Genomic DNA, 14,748 nt, shown 5'->3' on the forward strand with positions numbered 1-14,748 from the left:
GAATACAACCTCTTATGTTATAAACGATATTGACTACTTCAATCCTTTCAACAAATAAAACGCTTCATTCCAACGCAACTCATTCCGGAACTGATACATTTCCGTATCCTTTGCTATGCGTACATACTCAATTCCTGCCATATCGGCAAAATCCTGCATATGTGCAGCAGAAAGATTCTGACTATAACATGTATGATGTGCTCCTCCTGCCTGAATCCATGCTGCACAGCCTGTTTTCATATCCGGCAATGGTTTCCATAACACACGGGCCACAGGTAACTTAGGCAGTTCATGTTCCGGTTTCACAGCTTCCACTTCATTCACCAGCAAACGGAAACGGTTTCCCATATCGATCACAGAGGCATTAATAGCCGGACCTGCACCTACATTAAATACCAGTCTCACAGGATCCGCCTTACCGCCGATTCCTAAAGGATGAATCTCGCATGAAGGTTTCCCTTCTGCAATGGAAGAACAGATCTCCAGCATATGCGCTCCAAGTACCATACGATTCTTCGGATCAAAATGATAGGTGTAGTCTTCCATGAATGAGTTGCCTCCCGGTAAACCGCTGCCCATCACTTTCATAGCCCGTACAAGTGCGGCTGTTTTCCAGTCGCCCTCTCCTCCAAAGCCGTAACCATCTGCCATGAGACGTTGTACAGCTATACCCGGTAACTGTTCCAGCCCGTGAAGATCTTCAAAAGTATCTGTGAACCCTTTAAAATTCCCGGCTTCCAGAAATGCACGTAATCCCAGTTCAATACGGGCCGCTTCCTTCAGTGAAGCATGTTGTGCTGCTCCTTTACGCAGGGATGCTGCCAGGTTATAACTTTGTTCATATTCCTGAACCAGCGTACTGATAGAAGCATCACTCACCTCTTTTACATACTTCACTAAATCTCCTACGCCGTACCCGTTTACTGAATAACCGAACTGTAATTCAGCTTCTACTTTATCACCTTCGGTAACAGCCACCTGCCGCATATTATCTCCAAAGCGGGCAAACTTGCCACCTTGCCAATCGTACCAGCCAGCGGCGGCACGCAGCCACATATTCAGCTCACTCACTACTTCAGGATCCTGCCAGTGACCAGCTACTACTTTACGGTTCATGCGCATACGCGACATCATAAAACCAAATTCCCGATCGCCATGGGCAGACTGATTCAGATTCATGAAGTCCATATCGATTTCACCCCATGGAATATCGCGATTAAACTGCGTATGTAAATGGAGTAACGGACGTTGTAATATTTTCAGTCCGCCGATCCACATTTTAGCAGGAGAAAAAGTATGCATCCATGCAATGATCCCTATGCAATTAGGAGCATTATTAGCCTCCTGACAAATGCGATAGATCTCGTCCGGTGTTTTAACAACTGGCTTGAATACGATGCGCACAGGAATATCCGGCGATGCATCCAGCCATTTGGCTATAGCTGCTGAATGTGCATCCACCTGCTGTAAAGTTTCTTCTCCATAAAGATGCTGGCTACCGGTGATAAACCAGGCTTCGAATTGCTTCAATTGTATCATGCTATTGATTTTTTTTCGGGTGACTACTGGCCATAATAGGAATCAGGACCGTGTTTGCGTTCAAAATGTTTACGTATCAGGGAATCTTTCAGGCGGGATACTCCAGGATGAATACTCTCCGTCAGGAAAGCCATCCGGGCTACTTCCTCCACTACGGCGGCATTGTATACTGCCTTATCGGCTGTTTTCCCCCAGGTGAAGGGTGCATGATTACCGACCAGGATCATTTCTACCTCCTGGTAAGACAATTTCCGCTCCTGTAAACAACCCATGATCTGGAACCCTGTTTCATGTTCATAATTCCCCCTGATCATCTCATCACTCATTGGAGCAGCACAGGGTACATCCACCGTCAGGTGATCTGCATGCGTGGTGCCGTATATGGGAATGTCACGTTGTGCCTGTGCCCATGCGGTAGCATAAGTAGAATGTGTGTGTACAATCCCGCCAATCTGTGCCCAGTGTTTGTATAATACGGCATGGGTTTTTGTATCTGAAGATGGACGTAAACCCCCTTCGACCACCTCTCCGTCGAAATCAACAATCACCATTTTTTCAGGCGATAGCAGTTTATAGGGTACTCCGCTGGGTTTAATCGCAAATACCCCGGCTTTACGGTCTACCACACTTACATTTCCAAAAGTGAACAGTACAAGCCCCAGTGCAGGTAACTGCATATTGGCTTCATACGCTTCTTCTTTTATTGACTGATAACTCATGCGTTAAATTTTTCAGTGAAAACTCCTAGTTCCTGGAATTTACGGTAACGGTTTGCATAGTAAGGAACATTTGCAGCCCTTGGCTCCCAAACAGTTTCAAAACCTGAAGACATAGCCTCTTGTGCTGCATCGATTGTAGGATAAAATCCGGCGGCAACAGCAGCAAACATAGCAGCACCCAATGCGCAGGCATTTTCACTGTTCACAATCCGGATGGGCCGGTTCATCACATCTGCAAGTACCTGCATGGCATATCCTGATTTTTTGGCCACACCTCCCAATGCTATCACTTCATGAATGGGAACTCCTTCCTTTACAAAACGTTCGGCTATACTCTGCGCACCAAAGGCTGTTGCTTCCACCAGCGCTTTAAATAACTGTGCAGCATCAATCCCCAGATGCAGACCTGTTACGGTGCTTTTCAAGGTATGATTTGCATCCGGTGTACGACGTCCGTTGAACCAGTCCAACGCCAATGGATCATTCTCACGAAGAGGTAATTGCTGCGCCTGTTCCGACAAATATGCCAGCAGTTTTCCTTCGGCGGCTGCCAGTTTATCAGCATCATCCAACAAAGCATACATAGGACCCATAATCAGGCGGCGCAACCAGGCAAATACATCACCATAGGCCGATTGCCCTGCTTCCATGCCCAGCATGTTGGGCACTACAGAACCATCTACCTGTCCGCAGATACCTTTTACCAGCAGGTGACCAGCTTCTTCCATCGGGGCAATCAAAATATCGCAGGTGCTTGTACCAATTACTTTACACAGCGAATAAGGTTTTATACCACCACCAACGGCTCCCATATGCGCATCAAAAGCACCTGTTCCAATCACCACATCAGCGGGAAGTCCCAATTTTGATGCCCATTCAGCGCTGATAATACCGGCGGGCACAGTAGCGTCTACTGTATCGCTGTACATATTAACATACTTAGCCAAAAAAGGATGCAGTTGTTGTAAAAAATCGGCTGGAGGTAACCCATTCCAGGACGCATGCCACATGGCTTTATGGCCTGCTGCGCAACGGCTGCGTAATAAGGTACTCAAACTTTTATTGCCGGTAAGTACTGCCGGAATCCAGTCGCAATGTTCTACCCATGCTGCTGCCTGTGCTCTTACGGGTGCATCTTCTTTAATGACGTGCAGTATTTTTGCCCAGAACCATTCGCTGCTATAAATCCCACCGCAATATTGTGTATAATCCGTACCCTTACTATGTGCGGTTTCATTGATTAGAGCTGCTTCTTCATTAGCGGTATGATCTTTCCACAATACAAACATCGCATTGGGATTGTTTTCAAATTCCGGGAGTAAGGCCAGCGGCGTACCTTCTGCATTTACTGGTCCTGGAGTGGAGCCGGTAGTATCTACCGAAATGCCTTTTACTTTACCTGCAGTCCCTGCAGGACATTGTTTCAATGCATCACGGATACTGTTTTCAAGGCCTTCCAGGTAGTCCAAAGGATGTTGTCTGTATTGCTGTGTAGAAGGATCGCAATACTTCCCCTTTTGCCAACGGGGATAATAATAAACAGCACTGCCAGCTTCTTCGCCGGTATTGACATTCACTACCAGCGAACGTACCGAATCGGTGCCAAAGTCAACACCTATCACAAATGAATTTTCCATAACGTACTTCTCTTCTCAGACTCCCTACCAGGTAGAAGGGATCATCTTAAAGGTATTTAGTGGTTAATAAATACTTGCCTCTTTATTGTCAGAACGACAATTATAAATAATGATAAAAAAAACGTCCTGGATACAGGACGATCCTAAATATAGCACTTTTTACCATATTCAGAATATGATGTTGACATCAGTAGCTTACTTTGGGTAAGAAGCCAGCGATGATCTGCACTTATCTCAAATTGCCCGGGTCGGAAACGAAATTGAGGAAGGCGTGGAATTTGGCGCTGTATTTTCTTTTATCCAGCTTATAATAGAATGCTCCCCTTTTGGAAGATGCCCTCTCCTTTTCCTTTTGTTTTACCAGCAATCCGGTTGACAATACCTTACGGCTGAAATTACGCTTATCAAACCCTGCATCATATACAGCCTCAAACAGAATCTGAAGCTGCGGGATCGTAAATTTAGGTGGTAGTAGTTCAAACAGCAATGGGTGGATTGCTGCCTTGTAACGTAACCGTGCCTGCGCTTCATGAACCATATCAGCATGATCAAAGATCAGTTTAGGTATATCTCTGAGAGAGAACCATTCTGCCTTATATTCGTCTGTCAGTTGCTGCTTGTAAAGGTTTATGTCTATCAGCGCAAAGTAAGCTACGGACAAGGTACGTTCCATTGGATCTCTCTGAGGTGTTCCAAAAGCAGCCAACTGCTCCATGTATACCCCGTCCAACCCTGTCAGTTTATTTAGTGTGCGGACAGCAGCACCATCCAGTGCCTCCTCCGGCTGCACAAAACCACCCATCAGGCTCCACTTACCTTTCTCTGGATCAAAGCCTCGCTTTATCAGTAATAACTTAAGATCCTGTCCGTCAAAACCGAAAATAATACAGTCTACAGCTACCAGCATCCGGGTTTGCCGGGAATAACGTGTCATATTTTCCTGGTGTTTAATTCTGCTAATATAAAACTCCCCGGTGATATTGTCACTTTTTAGCCGGACTGTTTATTTCTTCACAAGATAGAAAAATAAATGTCACCACAACAATTATATACAAAAATGGTAATATCCGGTATACGCCAGCTAAAATCTGATCTTAAAATAATTGTCCAGGAGTGATAGCTGTATAATCTGCAATAAAAGCAATGATATTATCATACACTGCAAACTCTTCCCGGGTATGCATTGTAGTGAGAACTACGGCCTTCATACCTGCGTTGGCAGCTGCTTCTACTCCTTTTGGCGCGTCTTCAAATACAATACAATCAGCAGGAACAGCACCCAGTTCTGCCGCCGCCTTCAGGAATACTTCCGGGTTCGGTTTACTGGTCACCACATCATTAGCCGTGATAATGGATTGGAAATAATCGCGTACATGAAGGTTGTCCAGTGCAAAATCAACATTGAAAGGAATGGCTGCAGTACCTATACCCAATGCTATCCCTTGTTGCTGTGCATCATCCAAAAATTCTTTCAATCCGGCTATTAATTCCAGATGCGGACGGTAGGCCGCCTGGTAGCGACGCTCTTTTTCCAGGGCCAGGGTATCCATTTCTTCCTCAGTAAACCGGCCTTCCCCAAAGATTCTTACCAGCACTTCCTGGTTCTTACCATACATCTCCTTTTTTACTTCATCTCTGCTCAGCCCAGCCTTCAGGTCGTCATTCAGGATGTTGTACCAACCATGAACATGATATTCCATATCATCTATCATAGTGCCATTCATATCGAAAATAAATGCCTTTTTCATAGACCGCAAAGCTAAAAGGTTAATTCTAAAAAGTGAAATATTAGTGATTTATGGAATCTTCGCGATATAGGCATCATACCCCAAAATCATCACTCATGAATACCTACTTATATATCCCCGAGCCCTGTCATGAAGACTGGAACAACATGTTACCGGAAAACAAGGGGCGCCATTGCCTGCAATGCTGTAAAACAGTTATAGACTTTACCAGTTGGGAGGCTACAGATATTGCAGCCTATTTAAAAGCCAATGCAAGTCAAAAGGTATGCGGACGTTTTAAAGAGGAACAGCTCAATGAACCTGTTGAAGAAACAATACACCGGATCTATTATTCCAATCTGTCTGTATTTAAAAAGATAGCTGCCATTGTTGTAATTGTATTTGGTATTGCCGGAGCATCCTGCAACATGGATGTACAGGGCAAAATAGCGAAACATCCTATGGGAGAACCTGCTCCCCTTTCTACAGACACAACGGGCAAACAACAATTAAATACGCCCACACTACCCAAAAATATTGATATTGTGGTTGGTACAGTAGCGGTAGTACAACCTCCCCACCGGAAAAAAAAGAAGGTCGAATGAATTCGACCTCCGCTAGTTATAGTTCACGTTATTGAATTAACTACATGCGGCAAAAATTACCAAAGAGTTGCATGCAGCTAAATAAAAAGTTATAATGATATGTTTATTGCAAGAATGATTTTATTCATACTTGTGGAATTAATGGCATTGATAAATCCGCAATATTATTGCGCTGTTTTTCATGGTATTGCAGGGAACATGGATTACCCTGCTTATCGCAAGATAATGATAAATGTCAATTTTACAATTAAATTTTAAGGTAAAAAAATGGTCAGGCGAATTCAAGCCACCTGACCATCCGGAAAATGTTATTCTCCTATCTGTAAAGAACGCATGCTGATGCTGCCGTTCTGGATCTCTTCGTACGTAAAATTGATATACTCATCCTTCTCTGCTAAACCGAGACTGTATAGCAGTGGCAGGTAATGATCATTGGTAGGAATCGACATCCTGGCGGCAGCTCCCAATCGCTCGTAATGTATCAGATCCTCAAAGTTGCGCCGTTCAATTTTTGACTTCACTGTCGAATCAAATTCCACAGCCCAGTCGAACGGCTTAGCAGTTTCTGAAAAGCTGATATTGCGTAAATTATGTACAATATTACCACTGCCCATAATCAATACCCCCTTCTGTCGCAGAGCCTTCAGTTCCTGTGCCAGATTAAAATGATATTCAGGCGATTTACTGTAATCGATACTCAGCTGATATACAGGTATATTGGCCTCAGGATACATATGTTTTAATACTGTCCACGTACCATGGTCAAGGCCCCACTGATCATCCTCTACCACCTTTGTACCCTGAATCAACCCGGCAGTTTCACGGGCCATATCCGGGGCTCCGGGCGCGGGGTACTGCACATCATGCAATGCCTGCGGGAAGCCCCCAAAATCATGAATAGTGACAGGCTTAGCTGATATCAAGACGTGCGTACCTTTAGTAAGCCAGTGTGCAGATACTACCAGTATAGCCCGGGGTTGTTCCTTCAGCGATTTCCCCATAGCTGATAGCCGGCGGGTAAATGTATTATCTGCCAGCGCGTTCATAGGATTTCCATGGCCAATAAACATGGCAGGCATGGTCGCCGTACTTTTAAAATCACGGGTAATATTGCCCAGTTCTTGTAGTTGCATAAATTTTCCTCCTACAGGTAATATGGCTAATGCAGCCAGAAAGTCTTTCCTGTTCATAATACAAATATACAAATATATGGTGCAACAAGTAAATGGACAGATATAGGTATCACGTGTACTTTTTCATGTATATTACAGCCCTATGCGGACACTATTAAAAAACTATAGCAGCATACTCCTGTTATTGCTTGGAATCATAGCAGGAAGTATACTGGGACTGATATTTGGCGCGCGCGTGGAGATGCTCAAACCAATAGGAGAAATATTCCTGAATTTACTTTTTACGGCGGTGATTCCGCTGGTATTCTTTTCTATATCATCAGCCATAGCAAATGTAGATCAGGGGCAGAAACTTGGAAAGATTATCTCGGTAATGGGAGTTGTGTTTTTAGGCACTATATTGGTCTCTTCCTTCCTGACTATCATTACCATTAAAATCTTCCCCTTAAGAGCAGTTACTACCGGAATAAGTAGTTTTGCGGCCCCTGACAATACCGGCAGTTGGGGTGAACAGCTTACTAAACTCCTTACAACCGGAGAGTTCTTTGAATTGTTGTCAAGGAAGAACATGCTCCCCCTCATTATCTTTTCGTCCCTGGTGGGCTTTGCTACGTTAAAAGCAGGGAAAGCAGGTGAATCATTCCGGCATTTCCTGGTATCCGGTAATGAGGTGATGAAGCAGTTGCTTACCGTAATTATGTACCTGGCCCCAGTGGGTCTGGGAGCTTATTTTGCATACCAGGTAGGTACCCTCGGTCCGCAACTGTTTGGTACTTATGCCAGCTCTATGCGTATCTATTATGGATTTGGTTTCTTTTATTTCATCGTGATATTCAGTGTCTATGCGTTTATTGCCGGCGGTATAAACGGCATCAAAACCTATTGGAAATATAACCTGGTACCAACCTTCACCGCCCTGGGTTCCTGCAGTAGTATCGCTACTATTCCTGCTAACCTTGAAGCAGCGGATAAAATGGGCATACCAACACATATTGGCAATGTGGTGATTCCTTTGGGAGGCACTTTGCACAAGGATGGTTCCAGCATTTCTTCCATTGTTAAAATTGGGGTTGTATTTGCCATGTTCGGGCGCGATTTCAGCGGCATAGATACTATCCTGCTGGCGATGGGTATTACAGTAATAGTGAGCATTGTAGAGGGGGGTATTCCTAATGGTGGTTATATAGGAGAACTGCTGGTAATGTCGGTATATGGATTTCCAGTGGAAGCACTGCCTGCGGTAATGATCATTGGTACGCTGGTGGACCCGCTGGCTACTATTTTAAATGCTACCGGTGATACCGTAGCTGCTATGTTGGTGACGAAATTTATAGGGAAACCTGCCAAATTATAAATTGACTTTATTATCGGGCAAGACCTGATAATAAAGTCAATTAAAGTGTTATTAAGGATCCAGCGGATCCTGTGGATCCTGCTGCCACGCTTTCAATGATAGAATGAATACATTCTCTGTATTACTCACCCTTTCCAGGCTCTTATAAGGTATATATCCCAACTCATTGATAAAGCGGACGCCCATATTTTTAATAGCCAGTGACTGAAACTGATCAGAGATGATCAACCCAGGCTTTGTTGGTGGCATGTTAAACAGATACATCAATCTTTCTGCATTCCTTATGTTGGTACTCGTATGACGCGCATGGGGCTCTATGATCACTGCACTATCCGGAACATCTAATTTGCCCACGATATACTTTTTCATTTCTATCGCTTCACAAAAAGGTGTTTTATACGGATGTACATGTCCACCGGAAACAATTATAAAAGGAGCCATTCCTTTTTTATAGGCGGCTACTGCCAGTTTACACCGGTACTCCCCCATCGTATCAATAGCTTTTCCCGATGAACCAGGACCAGCGCCCGGAACAAGGATCGCACTGTAACGGAAACCATTCCAGTTTATCCTTCTTGATTTGGCAAAAGGAGCAGCATTCTTATCCTTATATAGCGGTTCATAACGAGTGGCTTCATCACGTCCGTTTATCGCTAGTGCTTTTAATGCTATTACCAATGGTTGTTTGTAAAATGCATTACCTTTCCCCACGTTGATCACTGGCTTCAGATTGGTTTTTACCAACTTGAAAAACGCCGGATCAGATGGCAGGAAAGAAATAGAATCTATGCGTGGATAACGCGGCGGTAACCCCTTCAAATATACCTGATAAATATGATTGATCCCTGCTGTTACATCCTGCCATGCTTTCCTAATAAAAGTCGTATCCGCATCTTTGCTATATACCGGATAACGCTCCTCTACTTTTAATCTTTCTACTAGTTCCTGAAAACTTTTATCTCCTGTCGTAAGCCGCTGTAGTTCTACACCCGCATCACGGATCTCTTCAGGCGTCCATAATAGTGCGGTTGCCAGGCAGGATACATCTTTACATTGACTGTTGGCTTTTGTCAAACGTTCCTGGCGACTGGTAGCTATCCTATTGAATGCCACATTTTTCAGCAGCAAATTGTGTACTTCGCTTTTCCGTTCAAATATGTACAGGAGGTAAAAAGATTTCCTGATCTGTATCTGTTCTTTCGCCGTGAAAGTCTGTGCCTGTGATGATGAGATTGTTAAGATCAGCAGGCATGCAATAAATAAGTTTTTAAATAGATTAATCATCTTCGCCTTAAATTTTATTCCGCTTTTTTACCATTTTTCCATACTTCAACGATATGCCGGGTATTATTGATATCCTGTGAAGGATCTCCATCCAGGATCATAAAATCCGCCTTTTTTCCTGCTACCAGTGTGCCGGTGTGCTTTTCAATGCCCAATAATGTAGCACCGTTCAGCGTAGCGCAGGAAATTACTTTCAGCGGACTAAGCCCCGCTTCTACCATCAGTTGCAGTTCCAGGTGCTCAGAGAAGCCCTGTGCTCTTACAGGAAATGCTCCGGCATCTGTACCCATGGCTATCTTCACGCCAGCACTGTCCAGCTTACGCAGATTTACTACGGCAGTCATAAACGCCCGCATTTTTTTCCCACGGTTCTTATCTTCTTGTTGTTCCTTTTTATAGACATCACTTGTAATCATATCCCACACACCCGGCTCAAGGGATCGTATGAAAAAAGGATCATTTATCCATTCAGGCTGACCTGCATAGATGAAGCCATATTCATCCAGTGCTAGTGTGGGAATATAAAAAACACCCTTCTCTTTCATAGCAGTGATCAATGCAGCATCTACTTCTTTATCGCGAATACTGTGTGCCAACAGATCAATACCTGCATTTACCAGTTGTCGGGCATCTTCGAGGAAGTAAACGTGTGCAGCAACTTTTAATCCTTTTTCATGCGCTTCTTTAATGATGGCTTCATATACAGGTTGCGCTACTTTTGGCATGGAACCGCCGCCATCGTCTACCCAGATCTTTATAAAATCCGGTTGCAGTATGGCCAGTTTATCTACATCTGAAATAGCCTGTTCCGGCGTTTCCGGGCGAAGTGTATGCTGCCCGAAAGCCGGTGGTGGTGAGCCCCCCTTTACCCCAAATCCATAACCGGCCGTCAATATTGTAGCCCCCGGAATCAGGCCCTTTCCGGAAGAATCACGCAAGGCAAATACCAGTGGCTGATCCGTTCCAAGACTAAGCACAGTACCTACGCCATAGTGCAGGTAACGTTTTAACTGACGTATTACATTTTCACGGGTATAGTTATCTGCTGTAGACGTGTTTCCTTTCAACAGACCGAGATGCTCATGACCGGATATCAGCAATGGCATAACCGTTTTGCCTGACATGTCGATCACCTTCGCATTGGGCGGGATATGATTACCGCTTATTACAGATACAATAGTATCTGCGTTGATCAGCAGATTTACATGAGGTTGTGCAGCATTACCACTGCCATCTATCAGCGTAATATCTTTAAAATAAGTTGCTTTTTTATCCTGTGCGTAAGTTTGATAACAGATAACGGAGAGGCTTACACTAAGTAATAACCATTTATGCATAGTTAACAATTTATAGTCCCTGTATAAAGCAATTTAAAACTCTGTGAGTAGTTACCTGCTCATATCACATACTCTGACTCCGTAGAAGCCTGCTGTTTTTTATAGTTTAACAGAAAACTTCTACGAAGTCAGATTTATATCTGGAAACAGGAAGCCCATTTTCTACAAATACACAGTTCCTCACAGAACAATTTTGCCTTTGCAAACTACGAACTATAAACCAGAAACTACCGGTGAGGATTGATGTATTTTGTTAAATGTTTGTGTAAGATCTTCCAGGAGATCTTCAGGTTCTTCTAGTCCAACGGACAGGCGTATCAGGCTGTCTGCCACTCCTGCTGCCCTGCGTTTTTCATCAGGAATGGATTTATGGGTCATGCTGGCGGGATGACACAACAGGCTTTTAATACCTCCCAGGCTTTCTGCCAGTTTGAAATAGCGGGTATTTGTCACAAATGCTTTTGCTGCTTCTTCCGTGTCATCTTTCAGGGAAAAAGACACAATGCCCCCGAAACCATTTGACTGCTGTTTTGCCAATAAATGATTGGGGTGAGATGAAAGGCCGGGATAATATACTTTGTCAACAAGCGGGTGATTTTCAAGATATTCTGCTATCTGTTGTGCATTGCTGCAATGCTGCCTTACACGTAGATGTAATGTTTCAATACCGCGGATCAGCAGGAAGCTGTCGAACGGCGACAGTATAGCACCACAGGCATTCTGATAGAAACGGATTTCTGCCCCTAGTTCTGCTGTTTTGGTTACCACAACTCCGGCTATCAGATCACTGTGACCGCCCAGGTATTTGGTAGCACTATGCACAACTATATCAGCACCCAGTTCCAGCGGTTGTTGTAGTACCGGGGATGCAAAAGTATTATCTACACAGAACAAACACTTACTGGCTTTTGCTACTTTAGCAATAGCAGCAATATCTGATATTTTCAAAGTGGGGTTGGTAGGCGTTTCCAGCCATATCAAACGGGTGGCTGGTGTAATGGCATTAAATACCGCCTGTATATCCGAAGTATCCACATAGGTTACCTTAATCCCGAATTTTTCATACACTTTAGTGAACAGCCGGAATGCTCCACCATAAATATCATCAACGGCAACTATTTCATCGCCTGATTTCAGGAGTTTTAATACTGCGTCTATGGCTGCCAACCCACTAGAAAAAGCAATACCGGTTGCACCTTCTTCAAGCTGTGCCACTATCTTTTCCAGGATCTCACGGGTAGGGTTATTGGTACGTGCATAATCATAACCTTTGTTTACACCAGGTGCTTCCTGTACAAAGGTAGAAGTCTGATAAATAGGAACTGCAATAGCACCTGTTTGTTCGTCAACAGGAATGGAATGGATTAATTGCGTAATTGTGCTCATCTCTTTTTGATTTTTAGTTTGATGAAGAATGTTGTTATACAGGTTCCTGTAAGCAACTTATCAGAGAGAGCGCAGAGAGAAGATTTGTCTATAAAACAAAAAAACTCACCTGAGAGCCAGGTGAGTTTCAATATATTGTAAAGAATATAGATCAAACTAACTGACTTATCTTTCCCGGTTTTTACCGGGTGGATGTAGCACCTTTCCTGTTTGTTATAACAGGATGGTTGCTAAGACTTCGCAGGGCCATTTCCCTCCGTCTTTCTTGATAAGAATCTTAAAGAACTGATGCAAATATAAAACAGGAATATTTATTCTTCCAAATTTATTTTATTATTTCCTGGTAGTTTATCACATCGGTCTTTATAAGATATTGATTTCAAATCCACTACTTTCCCAGTGTTTGTCTGATCCCTTCTTCATATGATGTTGGCTTAAAATTGAAATGCCTTTCAAATTTAGTACTATCAAAGATGTAAGGATAGTTACTCTGGTAAAGCATTTCATGCAACTCTCCCACGGTAGTATCGAAAAGGCCGGCAAGACGGATCATAAAGCCTGTCAGCCTCGTATACCGTGGTTTTACGTCTGCTATTTTTGCAATCATTTCTATATACTCTTTACCGTTGGGAGCCGGATTGCTAGTTGGCAAATGCCATACCTGATTAAAAGTACTGCGGTCCTGCGACAATAAATAAAGTCCTTTTGCAGCATCCCGTGTATAGGTATAACTATGTGTATGCTTATCGCTCCCCAGCCAGTTGGCCGTTTTCCCTTTTGCGAGTTTACCAATTGCCAGCAGGTTCATAACCCCGGTAGTATCTGCACCCGGTCCGTAAAAGTCTGCACAACGGGCGATGGTAGCTGTCAGACGACCTTCTTTTACCCGGTCCATAATTTTATTGGCAATTAGTGCACGGATTTCACCTTTCTTGCTGCATGGATTATAAGGTGTCTGCTCAGTCATTGCACCATCTACCCGCCCATACATATATACATTATCAAAAAAAATCAGCGGCACTCCAGCCTCACTACAGGAATGGATCACATTCTGAATGATCTTTGGCCAGGCTATTTCCCATACTTTATGATTGTATGCAAGGCCGGCGCACAAAAATACCATTGATGACCCACTCACCGCCCTACGGGTTTGCAGTGGATCTGTAATATCTGCGGCTACAGTATCTGTAACGCCATCTATCATTTTAGGATTCCGGCTTACCAACCGTACCTTCTTGCCATTATTTAATAATTCTTTCGTTAACTCATTCGCTATCACACCTCCCGCTCCTAATATTGTGTACAATTCCATAGGTTATTTTTTAATTATGACGTAAATGTAGAAAAAATATTTTAATTACTGAACACTGTTTAGTAAGTTTGCATTGTAAATAAAATAACATGGGCATCTCGGATAGAAAAGAAAGGGAGAAACAGGAAATGCGTAAGCTCATCATGAACGCTGCCATGGAAATGTTTGTAAAGGAAGGCTATGAAAAGACTTCCCTCCGTAATATAGCTGATAAAATAGAATATAGTCCAGCTACTATTTATCTATATTATAAAGATAAAGATGAATTGTTATGGGGACTTCAGGCTGAAGCATTCGGGAAATTAAACGAGATATTCCAAACCAGTGTTACAGCTACAGATCCGGTAAAACAACTGGAACAGCTAACTAAGACATATGTTGAGTTTGGCATGAATAACCCGGACCTGTACGACCTGATGTTCATTATCCGCTCTCCAATGAACGTAAAAGACGATGAAAGCTGGCAAAATGGGAGTAATGCCTTCAAATTCCTGACAGATGTGATTGAGCGCTGCGGTGACAGGCTACGGTACAAAGACGCAAAGACAGCCGCCTTATCCTGTTGGGCAATGGTACACGGTCTGGTTTCCCTGAATGTACGGGGCCGCTGTAAAGTACTCGAATTGCCAGGCGAAGAAGACATTAACAAGATACTCATACAATCCGTTGATGAATATATTGAACTGATCACCCGCTAACTACTTGATACTGTTGA

General features: G+C 43.5%; 13 protein-coding genes and 1 riboswitch. Of the genes, 3 read left to right on the top strand and 10 right to left on the bottom strand.

Translation table 11 applies throughout. From position 1 onward, the window contains the following. Positions 1-33 precede the first annotated feature (33 nt). From araA to BM176_RS24150, 5 genes are all read right to left on the bottom strand, one after another. Complete coding sequence (gene araA / locus BM176_RS24130) at positions 34-1,539, bottom strand: L-arabinose isomerase (RefSeq protein ID WP_090106905.1); 1,506 nt, start codon at positions 1,537-1,539, stop codon at positions 34-36. 23 nt (positions 1,540-1,562) lie between these two features. After that, complete coding sequence (locus BM176_RS24135) at positions 1,563-2,258, bottom strand: L-ribulose-5-phosphate 4-epimerase (protein ID WP_090106906.1); 696 nt, start codon at positions 2,256-2,258, stop codon at positions 1,563-1,565. Then, positions 2,255-3,895, bottom strand: coding sequence for a ribulokinase (locus BM176_RS24140; RefSeq protein ID WP_090106907.1), 1,641 nt, complete (start codon positions 3,893-3,895; stop codon positions 2,255-2,257). The genes BM176_RS24135 and BM176_RS24140 overlap by 4 nt, the downstream gene beginning before the upstream one ends. 229 nt (positions 3,896-4,124) lie before the next feature. Next, positions 4,125-4,829: an NUDIX hydrolase gene (locus BM176_RS24145; protein WP_090106908.1), complete on the bottom strand. Its 705-nt coding sequence runs from the start codon at positions 4,827-4,829 to the stop codon at positions 4,125-4,127. Between the two features lie 160 nt (positions 4,830-4,989). Then, positions 4,990-5,643, bottom strand: coding sequence for an HAD family hydrolase (locus tag BM176_RS24150; RefSeq protein WP_090106909.1), 654 nt, complete (start codon positions 5,641-5,643; stop codon positions 4,990-4,992). Between the two features lie 95 nt (positions 5,644-5,738). Between BM176_RS24150 and BM176_RS24155 the strand changes: the two genes are divergently transcribed. Beyond that, a complete protein-coding gene (locus BM176_RS24155) occupies positions 5,739-6,227 on the top strand; it encodes a hypothetical protein (RefSeq protein ID WP_143097904.1) in 489 nt (162 codons plus the stop codon). Positions 6,228-6,535: 308 nt separating this feature from the next. Here BM176_RS24155 and ygiD read toward each other — a convergent pair whose 3' ends face one another. Next, on the bottom strand, positions 6,536-7,417 hold the full coding sequence (gene ygiD, locus BM176_RS24160) for a 4,5-DOPA-extradiol-dioxygenase (RefSeq protein WP_090106911.1): 882 nt from the start codon (positions 7,415-7,417) through the stop codon (positions 6,536-6,538). Between the two features lie 85 nt (positions 7,418-7,502). Between ygiD and BM176_RS24165 the strand changes: the two genes are divergently transcribed. Next, entirely contained in the window at positions 7,503-8,714 is a 1,212-nt protein-coding gene (locus BM176_RS24165; protein WP_090106912.1) for a dicarboxylate/amino acid:cation symporter, read from the top strand. Positions 8,715-8,765: 51 nt separating this feature from the next. On the opposite strand, the gene BM176_RS24170 is transcribed toward BM176_RS24165, so the two are convergent. The 4 genes from BM176_RS24170 to BM176_RS24185 all read right to left on the bottom strand — a co-directional run bounded on the left by BM176_RS24170 (position 8,766) and on the right by BM176_RS24185 (position 14,033). Next, the gene (locus BM176_RS24170; RefSeq protein ID WP_090106913.1) at positions 8,766-9,998 is read right to left on the bottom strand and encodes a YdcF family protein; all 1,233 of its coding nucleotides are present in this window, start codon (positions 9,996-9,998) and stop codon (positions 8,766-8,768) included. A 14-nt stretch (positions 9,999-10,012) separates the two neighbouring features. Beyond that, on the bottom strand, positions 10,013-11,335 hold the full coding sequence (locus tag BM176_RS24175; protein ID WP_090106914.1) for an amidohydrolase family protein: 1,323 nt from the start codon (positions 11,333-11,335) through the stop codon (positions 10,013-10,015). 213 nt (positions 11,336-11,548) lie between these two features. Beyond that, positions 11,549-12,721: a trans-sulfuration enzyme family protein gene (locus BM176_RS24180; RefSeq protein WP_090106915.1), complete on the bottom strand. Its 1,173-nt coding sequence runs from the start codon at positions 12,719-12,721 to the stop codon at positions 11,549-11,551. A gap of 162 nt (positions 12,722-12,883) precedes the next feature. Then, a riboswitch (SAM riboswitch) is annotated at positions 12,884-12,996 on the bottom strand. A 113-nt stretch (positions 12,997-13,109) separates the two neighbouring features. Then, positions 13,110-14,033: an NAD-dependent epimerase/dehydratase family protein gene (locus BM176_RS24185; RefSeq protein WP_090106916.1), complete on the bottom strand. Its 924-nt coding sequence runs from the start codon at positions 14,031-14,033 to the stop codon at positions 13,110-13,112. Positions 14,034-14,122: 89 nt separating this feature from the next. Here BM176_RS24185 and BM176_RS24190 point away from each other — a divergent pair, with 89 nt between their 5' ends. Then, positions 14,123-14,731: a TetR/AcrR family transcriptional regulator gene (locus BM176_RS24190; RefSeq protein ID WP_090106917.1), complete on the top strand. Its 609-nt coding sequence runs from the start codon at positions 14,123-14,125 to the stop codon at positions 14,729-14,731. Positions 14,732-14,748 lie beyond the last annotated feature (17 nt).

The organism is Chitinophaga sp. CF118 (genome assembly GCF_900112615.1).
Lineage (GTDB): Bacteria > Bacteroidota > Bacteroidia > Chitinophagales > Chitinophagaceae > Chitinophaga.

Bases quoted from the DNA above. Each gene is read 5' to 3' on its own strand.
- araA (WP_090106905.1), bottom strand. From the start codon at position 1,539: ATGATACAATTGAAGCAATTCGAAGCCTGGTTTATCACCGGTAGCCAG.
- BM176_RS24135 (WP_090106906.1), bottom strand. From the start codon at position 2,258: ATGAGTTATCAGTCAATAAAAGAAGAAGCGTATGAAGCCAATATGCAG.
- BM176_RS24140 (WP_090106907.1), bottom strand. From the start codon at position 3,895: ATGGAAAATTCATTTGTGATAGGTGTTGACTTTGGCACCGATTCGGTA.
- BM176_RS24145 (WP_090106908.1), bottom strand. From the start codon at position 4,829: ATGACACGTTATTCCCGGCAAACCCGGATGCTGGTAGCTGTAGACTGT.
- BM176_RS24150 (WP_090106909.1), bottom strand. From the start codon at position 5,643: ATGAAAAAGGCATTTATTTTCGATATGAATGGCACTATGATAGATGAT.
- BM176_RS24155 (WP_143097904.1), top strand. From the start codon at position 5,739: ATGAATACCTACTTATATATCCCCGAGCCCTGTCATGAAGACTGGAAC.
- ygiD (WP_090106911.1), bottom strand. From the start codon at position 7,417: ATGAACAGGAAAGACTTTCTGGCTGCATTAGCCATATTACCTGTAGGA.
- BM176_RS24165 (WP_090106912.1), top strand. From the start codon at position 7,503: ATGCGGACACTATTAAAAAACTATAGCAGCATACTCCTGTTATTGCTT.
- BM176_RS24170 (WP_090106913.1), bottom strand. From the start codon at position 9,998: ATGATTAATCTATTTAAAAACTTATTTATTGCATGCCTGCTGATCTTA.
- BM176_RS24175 (WP_090106914.1), bottom strand. From the start codon at position 11,335: ATGCATAAATGGTTATTACTTAGTGTAAGCCTCTCCGTTATCTGTTAT.
- BM176_RS24180 (WP_090106915.1), bottom strand. From the start codon at position 12,721: ATGAGCACAATTACGCAATTAATCCATTCCATTCCTGTTGACGAACAA.
- BM176_RS24185 (WP_090106916.1), bottom strand. From the start codon at position 14,033: ATGGAATTGTACACAATATTAGGAGCGGGAGGTGTGATAGCGAATGAG.
- BM176_RS24190 (WP_090106917.1), top strand. From the start codon at position 14,123: ATGGGCATCTCGGATAGAAAAGAAAGGGAGAAACAGGAAATGCGTAAG.